General features: G+C 71.4%; 19 protein-coding genes. 9 read left to right on the top strand and 10 right to left on the bottom strand.

The features are described 5' to 3' along the window. Nucleotides 1-20 precede the first annotated feature (20 nt). The 6 genes from OG332_RS39250 to OG332_RS39225 form a co-directional block, all read right to left on the bottom strand. The gene (locus OG332_RS39250; protein ID WP_327417913.1) at nucleotides 21-1,220 is read right to left on the bottom strand and encodes an alginate lyase family protein; all 1,200 of its coding nucleotides are present in this window, start codon (nucleotides 1,218-1,220) and stop codon (nucleotides 21-23) included. A 159-nt stretch (nucleotides 1,221-1,379) separates the two neighbouring features. Next, nucleotides 1,380-1,955: a transglutaminase family protein gene (locus OG332_RS39245; protein ID WP_327417912.1), complete on the bottom strand. Its 576-nt coding sequence runs from the start codon at nucleotides 1,953-1,955 to the stop codon at nucleotides 1,380-1,382. Between the two features lie 77 nt (nucleotides 1,956-2,032). Further along, the gene (locus OG332_RS39240; protein ID WP_442816279.1) at nucleotides 2,033-3,127 is read right to left on the bottom strand and encodes a threonine aldolase family protein; all 1,095 of its coding nucleotides are present in this window, start codon (nucleotides 3,125-3,127) and stop codon (nucleotides 2,033-2,035) included. Further along, complete coding sequence (locus OG332_RS39235; RefSeq protein WP_327417910.1) at nucleotides 3,106-3,867, bottom strand: SDR family oxidoreductase; 762 nt, start codon at nucleotides 3,865-3,867, stop codon at nucleotides 3,106-3,108. Before OG332_RS39235 ends, OG332_RS39240 begins: the two co-directional genes overlap by 22 nt. 26 nt (nucleotides 3,868-3,893) lie before the next feature. Beyond that, nucleotides 3,894-5,300: a DUF6421 family protein gene (locus OG332_RS39230; protein WP_327417909.1), complete on the bottom strand. Its 1,407-nt coding sequence runs from the start codon at nucleotides 5,298-5,300 to the stop codon at nucleotides 3,894-3,896. Nucleotides 5,301-5,536: 236 nt separating this feature from the next. Continuing rightward, on the bottom strand, nucleotides 5,537-6,658 hold the full coding sequence (locus tag OG332_RS39225) for an LLM class flavin-dependent oxidoreductase (RefSeq protein WP_327417908.1): 1,122 nt from the start codon (nucleotides 6,656-6,658) through the stop codon (nucleotides 5,537-5,539). 49 nt (nucleotides 6,659-6,707) lie between these two features. Here OG332_RS39225 and OG332_RS39220 point away from each other — a divergent pair, with 49 nt between their 5' ends. Both OG332_RS39220 and OG332_RS39215 read left to right on the top strand, forming a co-directional pair. After that, nucleotides 6,708-7,415 (top strand): PadR family transcriptional regulator, encoded by a 708-nt coding sequence (locus OG332_RS39220; RefSeq protein ID WP_327417907.1) that lies wholly within the window; start codon nucleotides 6,708-6,710, stop codon nucleotides 7,413-7,415. A gap of 190 nt (nucleotides 7,416-7,605) precedes the next feature. Next, nucleotides 7,606-8,295 carry a glycerophosphodiester phosphodiesterase gene (locus OG332_RS39215; RefSeq protein WP_327417906.1) on the top strand — a complete coding sequence of 230 codons (690 nt, stop codon included), beginning with the start codon at nucleotides 7,606-7,608 and terminating at the stop codon, nucleotides 8,293-8,295. 33 nt (nucleotides 8,296-8,328) lie between these two features. Here OG332_RS39215 and OG332_RS39210 read toward each other — a convergent pair whose 3' ends face one another. Continuing rightward, nucleotides 8,329-8,868: a GNAT family N-acetyltransferase gene (locus tag OG332_RS39210; protein ID WP_327417905.1), complete on the bottom strand. Its 540-nt coding sequence runs from the start codon at nucleotides 8,866-8,868 to the stop codon at nucleotides 8,329-8,331. 131 nt (nucleotides 8,869-8,999) lie between these two features. Between OG332_RS39210 and OG332_RS39205 the strand changes: the two genes are divergently transcribed. From OG332_RS39205 to OG332_RS39190, 4 genes are all read left to right on the top strand, one after another. Then, nucleotides 9,000-9,551 (top strand): DUF5134 domain-containing protein, encoded by a 552-nt coding sequence (locus OG332_RS39205; RefSeq protein ID WP_327417904.1) that lies wholly within the window; start codon nucleotides 9,000-9,002, stop codon nucleotides 9,549-9,551. 81 nt (nucleotides 9,552-9,632) lie between these two features. Further along, nucleotides 9,633-10,568: a M56 family metallopeptidase gene (locus OG332_RS39200; RefSeq protein ID WP_327417903.1), complete on the top strand. Its 936-nt coding sequence runs from the start codon at nucleotides 9,633-9,635 to the stop codon at nucleotides 10,566-10,568. 59 nt (nucleotides 10,569-10,627) lie between these two features. Then, complete coding sequence (locus tag OG332_RS39195) at nucleotides 10,628-11,311, top strand: phosphatase PAP2 family protein (RefSeq protein ID WP_327417902.1); 684 nt, start codon at nucleotides 10,628-10,630, stop codon at nucleotides 11,309-11,311. Between the two features lie 103 nt (nucleotides 11,312-11,414). Then, a complete protein-coding gene (locus tag OG332_RS39190; protein WP_327417901.1) occupies nucleotides 11,415-12,044 on the top strand; it encodes a TetR/AcrR family transcriptional regulator in 630 nt (209 codons plus the stop codon). Between the two features lie 11 nt (nucleotides 12,045-12,055). On the opposite strand, the gene OG332_RS39185 is transcribed toward OG332_RS39190, so the two are convergent. Continuing rightward, a complete protein-coding gene (locus tag OG332_RS39185; protein ID WP_327417900.1) occupies nucleotides 12,056-13,546 on the bottom strand; it encodes an LVIVD repeat-containing protein in 1,491 nt (496 codons plus the stop codon). A gap of 79 nt (nucleotides 13,547-13,625) precedes the next feature. On the opposite strand from OG332_RS39185, the gene OG332_RS39180 reads away from it, so the two are divergent. Further along, nucleotides 13,626-14,321 (top strand): DUF305 domain-containing protein, encoded by a 696-nt coding sequence (locus OG332_RS39180; protein ID WP_327417899.1) that lies wholly within the window; start codon nucleotides 13,626-13,628, stop codon nucleotides 14,319-14,321. Nucleotides 14,322-14,373: 52 nt separating this feature from the next. Next, nucleotides 14,374-15,732, top strand: a complete 1,359-nt coding sequence (locus OG332_RS39175) for an FAD-dependent oxidoreductase (protein WP_327417898.1) — start codon at nucleotides 14,374-14,376, stop codon at nucleotides 15,730-15,732. Between the two features lie 41 nt (nucleotides 15,733-15,773). Here OG332_RS39175 and OG332_RS39170 read toward each other — a convergent pair whose 3' ends face one another. Then, entirely contained in the window at nucleotides 15,774-17,285 is a 1,512-nt protein-coding gene (locus OG332_RS39170; RefSeq protein ID WP_327417896.1) for an IS1634 family transposase, read from the bottom strand. Between the two features lie 168 nt (nucleotides 17,286-17,453). Here OG332_RS39170 and OG332_RS39165 point away from each other — a divergent pair, with 168 nt between their 5' ends. Continuing rightward, the gene (locus OG332_RS39165; protein WP_327417895.1) at nucleotides 17,454-17,861 is read left to right on the top strand and encodes a hypothetical protein; all 408 of its coding nucleotides are present in this window, start codon (nucleotides 17,454-17,456) and stop codon (nucleotides 17,859-17,861) included. Here the strand turns inward: OG332_RS39165 and OG332_RS39160 are convergent. Beyond that, nucleotides 17,858-18,202, bottom strand: coding sequence for an ArsR/SmtB family transcription factor (locus OG332_RS39160; RefSeq protein WP_327417894.1), 345 nt, complete (start codon nucleotides 18,200-18,202; stop codon nucleotides 17,858-17,860). The genes OG332_RS39165 and OG332_RS39160 overlap by 4 nt on opposite strands. Nucleotides 18,203-18,292 lie beyond the last annotated feature (90 nt).

The following is an 18,292-nucleotide window of genomic DNA, read 5'->3' as shown; positions in this document are numbered from 1 at the left end:
CGCCCGGCGGTGAAACCCGTTCAGTTGGGGTTGTCGGCGTGGGTGAGGGTCTCCCAGGCCTCGAAGTGGTTCTCGGTGCCCGCCGGGCGACGCCCCTCGGTGAGCCTGCGGGTGTTCTCCATCGTGACGCCGAGCCGGGTGTGCAGGGCGTTGTAGCCGACCTCGGTCGCCGGACCGATGCCCTTGGTCAGGCTGCCGCCGCAGAGCCAGGAGGGGACCGCCGCGCCGAGCTCGTACGTGGCGTGGAAGCCCAGCGCGTGCCGGAACCGGTCCTTGAACTGCGGGTAGAGGTCGCGGCCCTGGATGCGTGAGGTCTCGGCGACGTGCATGGCCGCGGCGATCCCCATGCCGGTGTGGCCGAAGTCCCGGCAGGTCTCCTGCGCGAGGCCGTCCACGAAGGTGCTCTGGCCGTGCCAGTAGTCGATCAGCTCGCCGCGGGTGTCGATGGACGAGCGCGGCGGGTACGCGGGCTGCGCGCCGTCGGACGCCAGGTAGAAGTAGGCGGGGACGCGGCCGAGGTAGATGCCCATCGCCTTGTCGTAGCTCGCGCGGTCGTCGAGGTGCACGGCGATTCCGGCGGCCGCGTCCATCATGATCAGTTCCCAGTTGCCGTTGCTGTTCGGCCGCCCGTTGATCACCTCGGGCAGGTAGACGTCCCGCAGCATCGTCGCGAAGCGCCCCTGGTTCGGCCAGCCGCCCGTGTACGTGTGCTTGATGATCTCGGCGGCGCGCGGCCAGGTGGAGCCCGCCCAGCCGCTCTGCAGCGGTGCGTTGCTGTTGGTGTGGTCCTTGATCTTCGCGGACCACGCGTCCATCAACTCGATGGACTTGCGGGCGTATCTGGCGTCCCGGGTCACGTACCAGGCGAGGGCGTGGCTGTACGCGGCGATGGCGTCCTCGCGCTCGTCGGTGCAGCCGATGTTCGGGTTCGAGTACGAGCCGCACTCGACGACCTCGCGCGGCTTGGGCGTGCGCGACAGCGAGCCGTACTTGCTGGCCAGCATCTGGTCGTAGGCGGCCTTCCACGGCTGCCGGCCGGCCTGCACCTGCGTGCGTACGAAGTCCAGTTGCGCGCGGCTGTTGAGGACTCCGGGGTGGGCGAACTGCGCGGGTGCGGCCGCGGTTCGGGGTGTTTCGGCGACTGCGGCGTGGAGGGGGGCGAGGGTTGCGGCCAGGCCGAGGGCCAGGGCGGCCAGCCCGGCGGGAATTCCGTAACGCATGAAGCGCCTTCCGGTCGGAGGTGGGGGATTCCGGGATTCCGGGGTCTCCGTGGGGGGATTCCGCAACCGAATCTACTCATACCCATGCCAATCCGACAACGATGTCAGACAGGAAACCTTCCTATTAACCAAACGTCAAAGAGCCGTCGGCAGCTTCGTCTACAACTCCGGCCGGCCGACGGCCCCCCGGAGGGCGCTCAGCGCGGCCGGATGCGGGGCGGCGTACAGCTCGGGATAGTCGATCTCACCGAGCTCCGGCCGCACAGGGAAGGCCAGTTGCTCGCGGTCGAGGCTGAACTGCGCGTCCACCCCCGGCCTGTTGCCGCGGGGGTCCAGGCGGGACCAGCGGGCACTGCCCGGCAACCGGACGGCCACCAGGCCGTGGACGACCGGGTTCGATCCGTCGTCGCCGGTCAGCCGCTGGTAGCAGAGGGCCGCCGGGATGCCCTGGGCGCGCAGCAGGGCCGCGAGGGCGTGGGCCTTGGGGTAGCAGATGCCGTTGCGCGTGGCGAGGACGTCGGAGGCGCGCCAGGAGACCCGCAGGTCCCCGGAATCAGCCGAGTGCGGGATCGTGTCGCGGACGAACTCGAAGGTCGCCTTGGCGTATGAATATGCGTCGCCGATGCCAGACCAGAGGGCGTCGGCGGTTTCCTGAACGAGTGGGTGCCCATGGTCGATGGCGTCGTCCGACGCCAGATAGGCATGAATATCAGGGTTCTCCTGGATCAACTGCATGCCCCGGAGCATAGATATGCCCCCGACCGCTGATCAATAGATCTACAGTCGAGGGCATATCTATGCATACACCGGCGCTAGCGCGCCATCTCTTCCTTCAGGGCCTGCAGGAAGCCGTCCACGTCCTCTTCCCGGGTGTCGAAACCGCACATCCAGCGGACGTCGCCCGCGGCCTCGTCCCAGAAGTAGAAGCGGTAACGCTTCTGCAGTCGCCGCGAGACCTCGTGCGGCAGCCGCGCGAACACCGCGTTCGCCTGCACCGGGTAGAGGATCTCCACCCCGTCCGTCTCGCGCACGCCGGCGGCCAGCCGCTGCGCCATCGCGTTGGCGTGCCGGGCGTTGCGCAGCCACAGGTCCTTGGCGAGCAGCGCCTCCAGCTGCACCGACACGAACCGCATCTTGGACGCGAGCTGCATCGACATCTTGCGGATGTGCTTCATCTGCCGGACCGCGTCCGGGTTGAGCACCACCACGGCTTCGCCGAACATCATGCCGTTCTTGGTGCCGCCGTACGACAGCACGTCCACGCCGACGGTGTTCGTGAACGTGCGCATCGGCACGTCGAGCGAGGCCGCGGCGTTGGCTATCCGGGCACCGTCGAGGTGCACCTTCATGCCCAGGCCGTGCGCGTGCTCGCAGATGGCACGGATCTCGTCCGGCGTGTAGACCGTGCCGAGTTCGGTGTTCTGCGTGATGGAGACGACCTGCGGCATCGCCCGGTGCTCGTCCTCGAAGCCCCAGGCCTCCTGGTCGATCAGCTCGGGGGTGAGCTTGCCGTCCGGGGTGGGGACGGCGAGCAGCTTGATGCCGGCCATCCGCTCCGGCGCGCCGCCCTCGTCCACGTTGATGTGGGCGGTCTTGGCGCAGATCACGGCGCCCCACCGGTCCGTCATGGCCTGCAGGGCGACGACGTTGGCGCCCGTGCCGTTGAAGACCGGGAAGGCCTCCGCGTACGGACCGAAGTGGCTGCGGAAGATCTTCTGCAGGTGTTCGGTGTACTCGTCCTCGCCGTACGAGACCTGGTGGCCGCCGTTCGCCAGGGCGACGGCGGCGAGCACCTCGGGGTGCACCCCCGCGTAGTTGTCGCTCGCGAAACCGCGCACCGCCGGATCGTGGTGGCGCCGGGCGTCGGTCTTCCCGGCATCGGTTCTCACGGTTGCGGAGTGAGCCACAGACGCTGTCCGTTCACATCGGTGGCGGGCCGCTCCCAGACGCCGGCGATGGCCTCGGCCAGCTCCGTCACGTCGGTGAAGCCCGCGAACTTCGCATTGGGACGCTCGGCGCGCATCGCGTCGTGCACCAGTGCCTTGATGACCAGGATCGCAGCTGCCGCACCCGGGCCCTCGTCACCCCCCATCTTGCGGAAGGAGTCCGCCATCGCCAGGGTCCAGGCCTCGGCCGCCGCCTTGCCCGCGTTGTACGCGGCGTTGTTGGCGACCGGCTTGTGCGCGCCGGACTGGCTGACCAGGACGTAGCGGCCGCGGTCGCTGCGCAGCAGTCCGTCGTGGAAGGCCAGCGAGGTGTGCTGGACCGTGCGGATGAGGAGCTTCTCCAGGAAGTCCCAGTCCGCGAGGTCGACGTCGGTGAAGGTCTTGCTGCCGCGCCAACCGCCCACGAGGTGGACCAGCCCGTCGATCCGGCCGAACTCCTTCTCGGTCTGCTCGGCCCAGGCCTGGGTGGCGGCCAGGTCGAGCAGGTCCACGGTGTCACCGGTGATGGTGGCGCCGCCGTGGGCGTAGCGTGCCGCGTCCACGGCCTCCGCGAGCCGCGCCGCATTGGCGTCGGACGCGACGACCACGGCACCCGCCTCGGCGAGGCGGAGCAGGGTGGCACGGCCGGCGGGGCCACCGGCCCCGGCCACCGCCACCACCGCTCCGTGCAGCTTTCCGTTGCCGTTCCCGGAGCCGTTCATCTGTCCAGCCTCCTGTGGGCGAGCGCTCACGCGGCGACTCGCTCGGCCTGCTCTGCATTCAGGGCGGTGATGCCCTCCGTGGAGGCGATCACTCCCTTGAGCTTCTTGGCGAGCGCCTCAAAGAACATGCTGAGCGGAAACTCGTCCGGAAGCACGTCGTCCACGAGCTTGCGCGGCGGCTGCGTCATGTCGAGGGCGTCGGGACCCTTGGCCCACTTGGAACCCGGGTGCGGGGCGAGGTACGTCGAGACCAGCTCGTAGGCCTTGAACCAGTGCACCAGCTTCGGGCGGTCGATGCCGGCCCGGTAGAGGTCCTCGATCTCGGCGCACAGCTGGTTGGTGACCTGCGGGGCGCGCATCCAGTCGATCTTCAGCTTGTTGTCCGTCCAGCGCACGACGTCGTGCTTGTGAAGGTACGCGAAGAGCAGCTGGCCGCCGAGGCCGTCGTAGTTGCGGTTGCGGTCGCCGGAGACCGGGAAGCGGAACATCCGGTCGAAGAGGACGGCGTACTGCACGTCACGGCCGTGCTCGTTGCCCTCGGACTCCAGCTTCACGGCCTCCTTGAAGGCGGTGAGGTCGCAGCGCAGCTCCTCCAGGCCGTACATCCAGAACGGCTGGCGCTGCTTGATCATGAAGGGGTCGAACGGCAGGTCGCCGTGGCTGTGGGTGCGGTCGTGGACCATGTCCCACAGGACGAAGGCCTTCTCGCAGCGCTCCTGGTCAGTGACCATGGCGGCGATGTCGGCGGGCAGCTCGACGCCGAGGATGTCGACGGCGGCCGAGGTGACCTTGCGGAAGCGCGCGGCCTCGCGGTCACAGAAGATGCCGCCCCAGGTGAAGCGCTCGGGGGCCTCGCGCACGGCGATGGTCTCCGGGAAGAGCACGGCGGAGTGGGTGTCGTAGCCCGCGGTGAAGTCCTCGAAGGTGATGCCGAGGAAGAGCGGGTTGTCGTACCGGGTGCGCTCCAGCTCGGCGAGCCACTCGGGCCACACCATCTTGAGGACGACGGCCTCCAGGTTGCGGTCCGGGTTGCCGTTCTGCGTGTACATCGGGAAGACGACGAGGTGCTGGAGCCCGTCCGCGCGCTCGGCGGCCGGGTGGAAGGCCAGCAGCGAGTCGAGGAAGTCCGGCACCTGGAAGTCGCCCGCAACCCACTTGCGCAGGTCGGCGACGAGCGCCTCGTGGTACGCGGTGGCGTGCGGGAGCAGCGGGGAGAGCGTCTCGACGGCGCGGATCACGCGACCGACCGCGGCCTCGGCGGTGTGTCGGGCGGGGGCGCCCTCGGCCTCGAAGTCGATGGAGCCGTCCTTGGCCTGCCAGGGGCGGATCTCCTCCACGGCGGCCTTGAGCTCGGGCCACGCCGGGTGGTCGACCACCCGCGCCTCGGCGGTTATCACGGCGCCGCCGGTACCCGGCACAAGAGTTTCCGTCATGTCACTTCCTCCACAGGAGAACCTCACGTCAAGGCAGCGTATGCGCGTGAGGCTCTTCCGTTCAAGAGGTGGCTCGGGAAATTATCCTGTGACACCCCCCGCTTCACCGGAAGTCTTCCCGTTCGCCAGCGCGGAATCGACCACTCCGCCCAGTTGCGCCAAGGCTTCTCCCGGCCCGTGGCCGGTTCTGGCCGGACAGGGCCGGGCGGGGCCGGGGCGCGCGGCGGAGTCGGACATCACATGCCGCGGAAGTGCGGGATGACCTTCTCCCCCCACTGCCTCAGGGTCTCCAGGCAGGCCTCCTGCTCCACCGTGCCCATCTGGATCAGGCACATGATCTCGTCGGCACCCGCCTCCCTGAGCCGTTCCGCGTACGCGATGGCGTCGTCGGCGCTCCCGTAGGCGTGGTCGGCGTTGAAGGTGGCCGTCGAGGCCGGCCGGACCGGGATGTGCAGCTCGTGCAGCCGGGCCACCACCTGCTCGGCGGCCCTGCGCATCTCCGCGGCCTCGTCGGCGCCGGCGACGACGGCCTCGTCCGGGACCCCCGCGCCGCCGTACCAGTGGCCGATCGACTGGGCGAAGAACCGCTGGCCGCGGACGCCGATCCGGCGCGCCTCCTCCCGGTCGTCGAGCACGATGGTCGGGCACAGCACGGAGAAGTGGTCGTTGACCACGGTGGACACGAACCGGCTGCCGTCCCGCCCGGCGATCGCGGCGTCGTAGACGGAGCGCATCTGCGCGATCGACCCGGGTCCGGCGAAGCCCATCACCAGCGCCCCGATCCCCAGCTCGGCCGCCCGAACGAGCGTCTCGCCACGGCTGCACGCCAGGAACAGCGGCGGATGCGGGGTCTGCCGCGGCCGCGGCAGGATCGGATGCGGGTCTATGTCGATCAGCTCGCCGTGGTACTCCAGCTCCTCCTCCCGCCAGGCACTGCCGATGATCCGCAGGGCCTCCTCCACCTCCGCCGCGGTGCGCTCCCGGTCCACCCCGCACAGCGAGGTCTCCTGCTCGGTGCCGCCGCGCCCGGCTCCGAGGTCGAGCCGGCCTCCCGACAGCAGGTCGAGCATCGCGGCCCGCTCGGCGACCCGGACCGGGTGGTTGAAGTTGAAGGGCATGCACACGACGCCGTGGCCGATGCGTATGGTGCTGGTCTTGGCGGCGACCCAGCTGAGGAAGATCTCTGGGGCGGACATGTGCGCGTACCACTTCAGCGAGTGGTGCTCGACCGCCCAGATCCGGTCGAATCCCATGCGTTCGGCCAGCACGGCCTGCTCGACGCAGTCGCGGATGACCTGGTGCTCCCGCTCGACGGTCGGATCGGCCAGCTGAGCCTCGAAGATCACGGAGAATTCCACGGTGCCCCCAGGGTTGCGTCGCGTGCCCGGTCTCACTTCAATTAGTAACATGACTAGTAGTCAGGAAGCGAAGAAGCAGGAGCTTCCGCCGACCGCGTGGGCCGTGCTCGGCCTGCTCTCCTTCCCCGGCGAGCGGACCGGCTACGAGCTCAAGAAGTGGGCGGACTCCTCGCTCCGCTTCTTCTACTGGTCACCGGCCATCAGCCAGATCTACGCGGAGCTGCGCCGTTTGGAGGAACTCGGTTACGCCGCCTCCGTGCGCTCGGGACCCGAGGAGGCTCGGGCCAAACGGCGGTACGCCATCACCGACGCGGGCCGCGCGGCCCTGACCGGCTGGGCGGCCGACACCTCCGAGGCGGGACCACCGGTGCTCAAGCACGGTCTGCTGCTGCGGATCTGGCTCGGCCACCTGGCCGAGCCGGAGCGGCTGCGCGCGATGGTCGACGAGCACATGGAGCGCACGCGGGGCGAACTGGCCGCCGTACGGGAGGCCATGGAGCAGGCGGGCGGCGTACCGGAATGGGCCTTCCCCACCCTCGCCCTGCGCTGGAGCGAACGCCAGCACCTGGCCGAGCTGGAGCTGGCCGAAGCCCTGCTCACCGACCTGGCGACGCTCCCGGAGGCCGAAGCCGCAGGCAGCGCGCGGACCGGCTCCGAGCCCGGCTCAGAGGTCGGCTCAGAGGTCGGCTCCGAGCCCGGCTCAGAGGTCAACGCCGGGGGCCGTCAAGCCGACGGGGACGCGCCCACGCCCGGGTGACGCGGCGGGCCCGGCGCCGGCCGCCGCGGGGCGCACAACCCTGGCGGGAAGCGGCCCGAGTGCCCTTTCGGGGCGGTGCACGGACGGTCCCTTCGCACCTTCGGCGCACTAGCATGCGTCCTCATCGCGCGCGGCCGGTCGGGACACCGCGACCGCGCGGGGAGCCGCCGTCGACGGAAGCGAGAGAACCTTGACTTTCCTCACCATCGGTCACCGCGGGGTCATGGGTGTCGAACCGGAGAACACCCTGCGGTCGTTCGTTCGAGCGGAACGTTCCGGCATGGACGTCATCGCCCTGGATCTCCGACTGAGCAAGGACGGCGCCCTCGTCGCCCTGCACGACCCCGAGGTGGACCGGACCACCGACGGCTCGGGGGCCGTCGCCGATCTGACCCTGGCCGAGCTGCGCGAGCTGGACGCCGGTCAGGGAGAGCGGGTGCCGGTCCTCGAGGAGGTCCTGGAGGCGGTCCGGGTGCCGCTCCAGGCGTCCGTACGCGACCGGGCCGCGGCCGGCGTGCTGGCGGAGCTGATCCTGCGCCGCGACCTGACCGCCCGGGTGGAGGTGGCCTCCGCCGACGGGGCGTTGCTCGCCGAGGTGGCCCGGCTGGTGCCCGGCGTGCGGAGCACTCTGTACGCGGCCCCGGGTGGCGCCGCCGGGGGCATCGTGGACCGGGCGCTGGCCGCGGGCGCCGCGACCATCGCCGTGGACATCCACCTGCTCTCCCTGGAGACGGTGGAGTCGGCGCACGCGGCCGGGCTGCGGGTGACCGCGCTGGCGGTCAACACCCTGGACCAGCTGAGGCTGGCGCGGGCACTCGGGCTGAACGGCGCGGCCACGGACCTCCCGGAGATCCGCAGCACGGGCCGGTTCACCGCCTGACAGCCTGCGGGCCCTCACGGTCCTGACGACGAGTCAGAGCGCCTTGACGAGCAGCTCGAAGGCGAGATCGTCGCGGAGCGGGACGCCGAAGCGCTCGTCGCCGTCGGGGAAGGGGCTCAACTCGCCGGTGCGCAGGTAGCCGCGGCGCACGTAGTAGGCGATGAGCTCCTCCCGCACGTTCACCACCGTCATCCGCATCTCCTTCGCACCCCACCTCTCGCGGGCGCGGCGCTCGGCCTCGGCCAGGATCTCCTTGCCGAGGCCGGCGCCCTGGAGTCCGGGGCGGACGGCGAACATGCCGAAGTAGGCGTGGTCCCCTCGGTGTTCGAGCTGGCAGCAGGCGACGGTCTCACCCGCGCGCTCGACGACGAGCAGGACGCTGTCAGAGCTCTCGATGACGGCGCGGACCCCGTCCGGGTCCGTGCGCTGCCCGTCCAGGTAGTCGGCCTCGGTGGTCCAGCCGGCCCGGCTGGCGTCCCCGCGGTACGCGGACTCGACGAGCACCACCAATTCCGGTATGTCCGCCTCCACGGCGCTGCGGAAACTGAGGGCGGCTGACTGGGCGGTCGACATCGGGCGCTCCGTTCGGTGCGGTGGCATATGACATGCCTGGTGCGGCAGGGAGAGCGTATCCCGGGCCCGCGTGAGCGCCGTGTGAGAGGGGCATCTCTCCCCGTGACGCCGACGAACCGGGAGGTTCCGCCGTGCACGGTTCAGCCACGTCCCTTTCCTCCTCCGTTTCCGTGTCCGCCTGGCTGCTGGTGCTGCTGTGCGCGGTGAGCGGTGGGTACTGCCTCCGGCGGGTGCGCACGTCGGGCGCAGCGGCGGCCGCGGAGGCGGTGATGGGGTTCGGCATGGCGCTGATGGCCGTGCCCCTGGCCCGCGCCGACGGGTGGCGGGCTCCCGTGCTGGCGGTGGTCTTCTGCGGCGCGGCCCTGCACGCGCTGTGGCTGCTCCGGGGCGGGGTGCACCACACGCACCACCTGGTGGGCTCCCTGACGATGGTCTACATGAGCTTGGCGGCGGCCGCCGGGAACGGTCACGGGCACGGCCAGGGCGCCGGGCCGCCACTGCTGACCGGGGCGCTGCTCCTCTACTACGCCGGGTACGTGGTGCTCGGGGGCGCCCGGCTGCTCACCTCGGGGGGTCCGGCCGGGCAGCCGGTGGCCGCGGGCCGGGGCGGACCGGCCGAGTTGATCCGCGCCTGCCGACTGGCCATGGGAATGGGGATGTTGGCGATGCTGCTCACGATGTGACGGCGCCGGCGGACGTGTCCTGCGTCACCAATGCCCCGAGGCCGTACCCGCAGGTAGTCCTGCGCTCATAGGCTGGCGACCATGATGGTCCCCGCCGTTCTCCTGATGCTCGGCGCCCTGACCGCGGTGCTCGCCCCCCGTCTGCTGGCCCGGGCCCGATGGCCTGAGCGCGAGCCGGTCGTGGCGCTGTGGGCGTGGCAGTGCGTGGTCGGTGCCGTGCTCCTGTGCTTCGGACTGTCGATGCTGCTGAGTGCGGCGGCCGCCTGGCAGGCGGTCCGGGGCCGGCTCTTCGCCGCCGCCCCGCACGGGGTGGTCGACGCCTACGCCCTGGGCGCGTCCGGCGGTCCCTGGGCCGCGGCCACCGCGCTGGCGCTGGCGGGCGGTGCGCTGTGGACCGGGGCGATGCTGACCGGTGAGGTGCTGCGGGCGCGGGCCCGGCGGCGCGCGCAGGGCAGCGAACTGCTCGTGCGGGCCCCGCTGCTTCCGGGTGAGGACCCCTCCGGCGCGCGGCTCGTCGTACTGGAGGGTCCGCGGCCGGACGCCTGGTGGCTGCCGGGGACGGCCCCGCAGCTGGTGGTGACCACGGCGGCGCTGGGCCGGCTGAAGGGCAGCCAGCTGGACGCCGTACTGGCGCACGAGCAGGGGCACGCGGCGGCCCGGCACGACTGGCTGCTGCACTGTTCGCGGGCACTGGCCCGGGGATTCCCGCAGGTGCCGGTCTTCGCGGCCTTCGAGGCGGAGATGCACCGACTGGTGGAGATGGCCGCCGACGACGTGGCCTCGCGGCGGTTCGGACGGCTGACGATCGCGCTGGCGCTGGTCGGGCTCAACGAGGACCGGGGAGTGTTCGCGGCCTCCACCCAGCAGGCGCACGTCCCGCAGCGGGTGCGGAGGCTGCTCGCGGCCGCGCCCCGGCTCTCGCCGGGCCGCAGGCTGCGCCTGACGGCGCTGGCCACGCTGGTCCCGGCGATACCGCTGCTGGTGGCTTTCGTACCGGGGCTGAGCGCGCTGGCGTAGTGCGCCCTCGTGGTGCGCCCGCGGCCCGGCGACCGGCGCGCCGGTGCGAGGATCGCCCCATGCGGAACAACCCCCTTCGGTGGGCCGGCATCCTCGCCGCTCTGCTCGTGTCGGTCCTGACGGCGCTGGTGGTGGCGGGGTGGCGGCCGCTCCTCTCCTGCGACGTCCGGGTCGCCCGGGACCTGCACGCCCACGCCGTCGCCCACCCCGGGGTCACGCAGGTCATGCGGGTGTTCTCCGACTGGGTGTGGGATCCCTGGACCATGCGGACGCTGGCCGCCGTCGCGTGCGTCCTGTTGTGGTGGCGCGGCGACCGGGAGCGGGCGCTTCGGGTGGCGCTGGCCACCGTGCTGGCCACGGCGGTGCAGCAGGGACTGAAGGCACTGGCGGGTCGGGAGCGCCCGGTGTGGCCCGATCCGGTGGACTCGGCGCAGTACGCGGCCTACCCGTCCGGGCACGCGATGACGGCGGCGGTGGTGTGCGGACTGCTCCTGTGGCTGCTCCCCCGGCCGGTCTCCCCACCCCTCGCGCGGCCCCTCCCCCGTACGCTCCCGGCGTGGGCGCCGGCCGCCGCCTGGGCGGTGGCCGCGGTCTCGGTGCTCGGGGTCGGCTTCACCCGTGTCTACCTCGGGGTCCACTGGCTGTCCGACGTGGTGGCGGGCTGGCTGCTCGGCGTGGTCGTGGTGGCGCTCGCGACGTCCGGATCCGGCCGTCGGCGCGGGTCCGACGCGGCGGACCGGTGAAGGGTGTGGGGTGCCTGCTCTGGGCGATCCCCCGTTTCACCCAGAGCAGGCGACCCCGTGCGCTGAGTATATTGGCTCTGAGCCAGTCAACGCAGGAGTAAGCATGGTCCCGCGCAGCGCATCGGTCAATGAAGAATTGCGCAGACGTTCCCGGGAGCGGCTGCTCCAGTCCACGGTGGAGCTCGTCGCCGCGCGCGGCTACGAGGCCACGACCCTCGGCGACATCGCCGACCGGGCGGGCGCCGCCCGCGGCCTGGTCTCGTACTACTTCCCGGGCAAACGGCAGTTGCTGCAGTCGGCCGTGCACCGGCTGATGCACCTCACGCTGCACGCCGCGCTGGAGCGGGAGCCCCGCACCGACGACGGGCGCGAGCGGCTCGCGCGCGCCATCGACGCGATCCTCGGGCTGGCCCGGGACGAGCCGCTGCTGATGCGGACCCACATGGCGGGCATCCTCGCGGCCGAGGGCTTCGTGCAGTGTCCGGAGCAGCAGCGGCTGGCGGAGCTGCTGCGGGACACCGTCGCCCGGTACGGCTCGGCGGACGTGGACGCGGACTATCCGCTGCTGCGGGCGCTGCTGATGGGGGCGGTCGTGGCGATCCTGCTGCCGGGCGCGCCGATGCCGCAGGCCCGGTTGCGGGCCGAGCTGTTCCAGCGCTACGGACTGGACTGGGAGCTCGGCGTTCCGCCGGACGGCGGGCCGCCCGGCGGAACGTCTCCCTCACGCCCTTAGCGTCGTGGACGTCAGTGGTACTCGGGCTGGCTCTGCACGTTGAGCCGTTCCATCCAGACCCACTTGGCGCTCTCGGTGCGCCAGTCGTCGAGCCGCAGCACGTCGAGGCCCTTGGCGATGTCGTTCGAGTAGATGTGCCCGTTGTAGTAGTACGCCGACCAGGACCCGCCCAGTCCGAGCCGGTCCGTCGTCAGCGGTCCGCGCTCGAAGTACGCGATCTCCTTGGGGCGGGCGGAGTCGGTGAACTCCCATACGGACACGCCACCCTGGTACCAGGCCTGCACCATGATGTCGCGGCCGCCGCCGACCGGGATCAGCGAGCCGTTGTGGGCCACGCAGTTCTCGGTGTCCGCCTGGTGGCGCGGGATCTTGAAGTAGCTGCGGAAGACGAGCTTGCGCTGGTCCCCGCGGCCGGTGATGTCGTAGACCCCGTCGGCGCCCCGGTCGGGGCCGGTGGCCTCGTTGCAGGTGGCACCGGAACCGCCGCCGAGCTCGTCGGTGAACACCACCTTGTTCGCGCGCTCGTTGAAGGTGGCCGAGTGCCAGAACGCGAAGTTCACGTTGTCCTGCACGCGGTCGATGACCTTCGGCTGCTCGGGACTGCTGATGTCGAAGAGGATGCCGTCGCCCATACAGGCACCGGCGGCCAGCTTCTTCGAGGGCAGCACGGTGATGTCGTGGCAGCCGGTGGTCTTGGAGACGCCCGGGTTGGTGGGCCGGCCCGGGTTGCCGCCGTCCGGGAAGAGGATCGGGAAGGCGACGACCGCGGCCTTCGTCGGCGCCTTCTTCGGGACCTTCACCACGGAGATGCCGTCGTGCGGCGGCTTGCAGTCGGGGAAGGCCTCGTTCGGGGAGTACGAGGCGACGTAGAGGTAGATGTCCCGGTCGCCCGGCACCAGGGTGTGGGTGTGGGAACCGCAGGCGGTCTCGACGGACTTGATGTACTTGGGGTTCTTCTTGTCCTTGATGTCGAAGATCTTGATGCCCTCCCACGAGGACTTCTCCGTCGCGGGCTGCGAGACGCTGTTGCAGGAGTCGTCGCTGCGCGAGGAGTCGGTGGAGAGGAAGAGCAGGTCCCCGTGGACGGAGACGTCGTTCTGGCCACCGGGGCAGAGCACCTGGGAGACGGTCTTCGGCGCCTTCGGATCGGCGATGTCGTAGATCGTGAAGCCGCTGTAGCTGCCCGCGTAGGCGTACCTGCCCTGGAAGGCCAGGTCGGAGTTGATGTTCGCGGGATCGGTGCTGGGGATGTTGGCCAGGAACTTGATGTTGCGGCTGTGCACGATCTCGTCCTGGCCGGGGATGTCGCCCGGAGCCAGTTCCCTGCCCTCGACGGAGCTCGCGCTCTGCTGGTTGCCGCTGCCGCTGCCGGGTGCCAAGTCGCCCGGGTCGGGGGTGGCCGACGCCGGTCCGGCTGCCAGGAGCGTGGTGAGGAGCCCGGCCGCCGCGACGGCCACCCCCACCCTCCTGTTCCGCACTCTCCTGGTGTGTAGAGAGGTCACTGTGCCCTCCGATGGGGGAGCCCGATCGGTTCCGCCCGCTGGGGAACGGAACCAGGACCCCGGCAGTATCTTCCTTTCCATGGACATGGCAGAAGCCCTCCGGGGCCGCGAAGCGTCGACAGCGCTGCTCCGCCGCACCGCCGCGGCGATCGCCACCGCCGGCCTCCTGCTGACGCTCGCCGGCTGCCAGGGCGAGGACAAGGGGGCGGACGGGGCCGGAGAAGGGCAGCCCGTGGTCGTCGCCCCGGGCCGGCCCGGCGAGAAGGCGCGCACCCTCACCCCCGAACAGGCCGCGAAGGCGAAGCCCGACGACAGCCCGAACGCCGCCGACCACGCCTACGTGCAGCGCATGATCGAACATCACCGGCAGGCACTGACGATGAGCGCGCTGGCCCCGGAGCGGGCCTCGGCGGACGGGGTCAAGCGGCTGGCGGATCGGATCTCGGCCGCCCAGCAGCCCGAGATCGGGGCGATGGAGAAGTGGCTGACCCTGCATCCGGCCCCGGCGGGCGGCTCCGGCGGGCACGACCACGACCACGCCGCCATCGCCATGCCGGGCATGGCGACGGAGCAGCAGCTCGAGGAGCTGACCGGGGCCAGGGGCCCCGATTTCGACCGTCTCTTCCTGAAGCTGATGACCGCCCACCACGAGGGCGCCCTGAAGATGGCCGGCGAGGCGCTGACCGCGGGCAACAACGTGGCGGTCGAGGAGATGGCCACCGAGGTGGTGGCCACGCAGAGCGCCGAGATCCACCGGATGCGCGCGATGGGCTGACGGCGGAAGGGGCCGGTGTCATGCTGGGACCACCTGCGGGAGGAGCTCCGCCGTGCTTCGTGTCGCCGTCGTCGGATCGGGCCCCAGCGGGGTCTACGCGGCCCAGACGCTGGTCCAGCAGCGCGAGGTGCCCGGGGTGCGGGTCGACGTACTGGACCGGCTGCCCGCCCCGTACGGGCTCGTACGGTACGGGGTCGCCCCGGACCACGAGAAGATCAAGTCGCTGCAGGGCAGCCTGCGCACCGTCCTGGAGGACGAGCGGATCCGCTTCCTCGGGAACGTCGAGGTCGGCGGGCCGGGGCTGTCCACCGCGCGGCTCCTGGAGCTGTACCACGCGGTGGTGTACTGCGTGGGCGCGGCGCGGGACCGGCTGCTGGGGATCCCCGGCGAGGAGCTCGCCGGGGTGCACTCCGCGACGGCCTTCGTGTCCTGGTACAGCGGCCACCCCGATGCCCTCGGCGAGGTCTTCGACCTGCCGGGGGTGGAGTCGGCGGTGGTGGTCGGCGCGGGCAACGTCGCGGTGGACGTGACCCGGATCCTGGCCCGCGGCACGGCGGAACTGGCGCCGACGGACATGCCCCAGCCGGCCCTCGGCGCGCTCGCGGCCAGCGCGGTGCGCAGGGTGGCGATGGTGGCCCGGCGCGGGCCCTCGCAGGGCAAGTTCACCACCAAGGAACTGCGCGAACTGGGCACCCTGCCGGGGGTGGACACCCTGGCGGACCGCGCCGAGCTGGCGCTCGACCCCATGTACGCCGATCCGGCCGCGGCCGCCGGGCTGCCGGCGGTGGCGCGGCGGAACCTGGAAGTGCTGCGCGGCTGGGCGGAGGCGGATCCGGGCGGGGAGCCGCGCCGCATCGCGCTGCGGTTCTATCTGCGTCCGGTGGAGATCCTCGGCGGGCCCGACGGGCGGGTCACCGGTATGCGCTTCGAGCGGACCGCCCCGGACGGGCACGGCGGCGTCACCGGGACGGGCGTCCACGAGGACATCGAGGCGCAGTTGGTGCTGCGTTCGGTGGGGTACAAGGGCGTCCCACTGGCCGGGCTGCCCTTCGATCCCGAGCGGGGGACGGTCCCGCACGCGGCGGGCCGGGTGATCCGCGCGGGCCGGGCCTCGGTCGGCGAGTACGTGGCGGGCTGGATCAAGCGCGGCCCGACCGGGGTGATCGGCACGAACCGGCCGTGCGCCAAGGAGACCGCGTCCTCGCTGCTCCAGGACGCGGCGGTGCTGGCCCGGCGCGAGCTGTCCGGGGACCCGCTGGACGCCCTGCGGGCGGCGGGCCTGCATCCGGTGGAGTGGCCGGGCTGGCAGGCCATCGAAACGGCCGAGGCCGATCTGGGCCGTTCGCTGGGCCGGCGCTCCGTCAAGATCCCGGACTGGCCCGGGCTGTTGGGCGCCGCGGGGCTGGCGTAGGGGATGTCACGCACTGGACCCGTACTTCGCGGGTGACCGTTTCAGGTCTGTGGCCAGCGGGTTTGTGTGATGTCGGTGTCGAGGAGGTCGAGGATCATCCGGCCGGTGGGGCGGACGCGACGGTTGTCCGGGTAGAGGCCGGCCGTGGTCTGCTCGGGGCCGAGCGCGCGTCTGACCTGCCGTTCGATCAGGCAGAAGACGAGCAGGGCCAGGCAGATGACCTGGATCAGCGCGGCGACGCGCCGGTTGTGCTGCACGAAGACCGGTGCGACCGCGAGGGGGCCCTTGAAGTCGTGGTAACGCCGTTCGACCGCACCCTGGCCCTTGTAATGGATCAGTACCTGGGCCGGGCCGGCCTTCTGGGCCGGGACGCTGGTGATGAGCGCGTACCAGCCGTCGACGGCTGCTTCGGCCTTGAGCACGTTCTGGTCGAAGTGCCGGGCGAGGCCGGGGGTGCCGTGCTCGTCCTGGGTGATCTGCCAGCGCAGGCAGGAGGTGACGCGGCGTTTGGCCGTGACGACGCCGATCCGGGCGACGATCTTCTCCCGGGTCTTGTAGTGCCGTCCGCCCGCCGCGGCGGTGAGCTTGTCGAGGTCTTCGGTGGCTTTGGCCAGTCGTTTGGCCCGGGCCGCCTGCTGGCCGGCCGCGACGGCGGTGGAGTGGACCAGGATCCGGCGCACGGTGAGCAGCGGGTCGCTCTTGCGGCGGCCGGTCAGCGTGTGAAGGTCCTCCAGGACGCGGTAGGTCTCCCGTTCCGCCTCCGGTTTGCCCTCGTCCCGCCCGGGCACCCAGTCGACGGGCTCGGCCTGCTCAGGGTCCAGGGCCGCGTAGACGTCGTCCTTGATCTGTGCGGCCGGGACGGGCGCGGTGAACTCCACCCCGGCCTGAAGCAGGGCGGTGATGTTGGAGTAGGACACCAGCTTGGAGTCGGCGACCATCAAGAACTCGTGGGTGCCGGCCATCGCCCGCAGGTCTTTCATCGCTCCGACGACCTGGCTGACCTCGGCCGCGGCGCCGTCGAAGACCCGGGAGTACACGGGGATACCGCCGTTGGCGGACACCGCGATCCCGGCCTGGACCTGTTTCAGATCCAGGCGCCGGTCCTTGGGATGCCCGTTGCAGGCGATGAGCGGATACCGCTCGTCCTGGTCCTCGGCGGGGAAGGCGCCGTGGACGGACATGCTGGTCATGTCCCAGTGCAGCCGGGAGACGTCGATCCCGAACTCACTGATCGCCCGGGCCCCGACGGTGCCCGCGATGACCTCCAGCTTCGGAGCGATCGCGTCCAGCGCGCGGGCCAGACGGTCGTCGTTGAGCAGATCCGGTGTGATGCCGAAGACCTCCTCCACCGCCCAGGTGCGGGCCCAGTCCCCGACCCGCACCAGTGGTGCGGGCGAGGTCAGCCGGTTGGCCACCAGCGCCTCGATGACCTGCCCGTGGGTCAGATGGGAGCTCGCGCCGCCCGGACACACCTCGTCGACGATCCCGGCCACATCCAGCCGGCGCAGAAACTCGGCAGCGACGGGCAGAGCGCCCAGACGCTTCTCCACCACGGACGTCACCACAACTTCAAGGCGCTGACGCTGGGACCGTGGCCGCGGAGACCGGGAAGTCATCGACACACCCGGACCAACGCCATACGACCGGCCCGGGACACGCCCGGACCGGTCACACCATACGAATCAACGACCCGCGAAGTACGGGACTAGAGTGCTGCGGTGATGCGCGGAAGAACTCTGGTACTTGCGGTGACCGTGGCGGCCTGCGCCGCGCTGTCGGGTTGCACGGACGAGGGCGCCGACCGGGCCGCCCCGCCCGCACCGGGCCCCACCGTGACGAGTACGGTCGCTCCCCCGGACGCGGCGGCCCTCGCCGAGCGCTACCGGCAGGCGGGCGGGGACGCCGACGTGTACGGCATCGAGCAGGTGCCCGGGCCGGACGGGGCGTCACCCCTGATCGTCGTGCGCACCCACGACCCGGACACGGGCGAGGCCCGGTTCAAGCAGCAGGCGGCGTCCATCACCGCGTACCTGACGCTCAGCGAGGGCGTCATGCTGCCCCACGGCTACCGCATGGACGTCTTCGGTCCGGACGGCCGGCTGCTCCACCGCTGGGACGCCGCGGTCTAGGCGAGGCGCGCCGCCTCGGCCCCGGCCGCCCTGAGGACGCTGTCGAGGAGGCCGGGGAAGAGGGCCTCCAGGTCGTCGCGGCGCAGGGCGTTCAGCTTGGTGGTGCCGCGGTAGGTCTGGCGTACGACTCCGCTCTCCCGCAGGACGCGGAAGTGGTGGGTGGTCGTGGACTTGGTGACCGGCAGGTCGAAGTACGAGCAGGCCAGGTCCGCGGCCGAGGCGGCCAGATCCAGGACGATGGACAGCCGGACCGGGTCGGAGAGCGCGTGCAGTACGCCCTCCAGTCGGATCTCGGCCGTTTCGGGGTGGGCGAGGGTGCGGCCGGCGTCCCGTTCCGTCATGTCCCTGCTCCACTCACTCGGTTTGCTGCGGGCCCCCATCGTACGAGAGTCGTCGAAGGAGTCGGGGGTCCCGCGGAGATCGGCGGAACC

Origin of the sequence: Streptomyces sp. NBC_01233, from assembly GCF_035989305.1 — a bacterium.
Taxonomy (GTDB): domain Bacteria; phylum Actinomycetota; class Actinomycetes; order Streptomycetales; family Streptomycetaceae; genus Streptomyces.
The sequence above is the reverse complement of the archived record's forward strand: the minus strand, read 5'-3'. Positions and strand labels throughout refer to the sequence as shown.

Bases quoted from the DNA above. Each gene is read 5' to 3' on its own strand.
- OG332_RS39180 (WP_327417899.1), top strand. From the start codon at position 13,626: ATGGACATGGCAGAAGCCCTCCGGGGCCGCGAAGCGTCGACAGCGCTG.
- OG332_RS39220 (WP_327417907.1), top strand. From the start codon at position 6,708: ATGACTAGTAGTCAGGAAGCGAAGAAGCAGGAGCTTCCGCCGACCGCG.
- OG332_RS39200 (WP_327417903.1), top strand. From the start codon at position 9,633: ATGATGGTCCCCGCCGTTCTCCTGATGCTCGGCGCCCTGACCGCGGTG.
- OG332_RS39250 (WP_327417913.1), bottom strand. From the start codon at position 1,220: ATGCGTTACGGAATTCCCGCCGGGCTGGCCGCCCTGGCCCTCGGCCTG.
- OG332_RS39235 (WP_327417910.1), bottom strand. From the start codon at position 3,867: ATGAACGGCTCCGGGAACGGCAACGGAAAGCTGCACGGAGCGGTGGTG.
- OG332_RS39230 (WP_327417909.1), bottom strand. From the start codon at position 5,300: ATGACGGAAACTCTTGTGCCGGGTACCGGCGGCGCCGTGATAACCGCC.
- OG332_RS39245 (WP_327417912.1), bottom strand. From the start codon at position 1,955: ATGCAGTTGATCCAGGAGAACCCTGATATTCATGCCTATCTGGCGTCG.
- OG332_RS39190 (WP_327417901.1), top strand. From the start codon at position 11,415: ATGGTCCCGCGCAGCGCATCGGTCAATGAAGAATTGCGCAGACGTTCC.
- OG332_RS39165 (WP_327417895.1), top strand. From the start codon at position 17,454: ATGCGCGGAAGAACTCTGGTACTTGCGGTGACCGTGGCGGCCTGCGCC.
- OG332_RS39160 (WP_327417894.1), bottom strand. From the start codon at position 18,202: ATGACGGAACGGGACGCCGGCCGCACCCTCGCCCACCCCGAAACGGCC.
- OG332_RS39210 (WP_327417905.1), bottom strand. From the start codon at position 8,868: ATGTCGACCGCCCAGTCAGCCGCCCTCAGTTTCCGCAGCGCCGTGGAG.
- OG332_RS39195 (WP_327417902.1), top strand. From the start codon at position 10,628: ATGCGGAACAACCCCCTTCGGTGGGCCGGCATCCTCGCCGCTCTGCTC.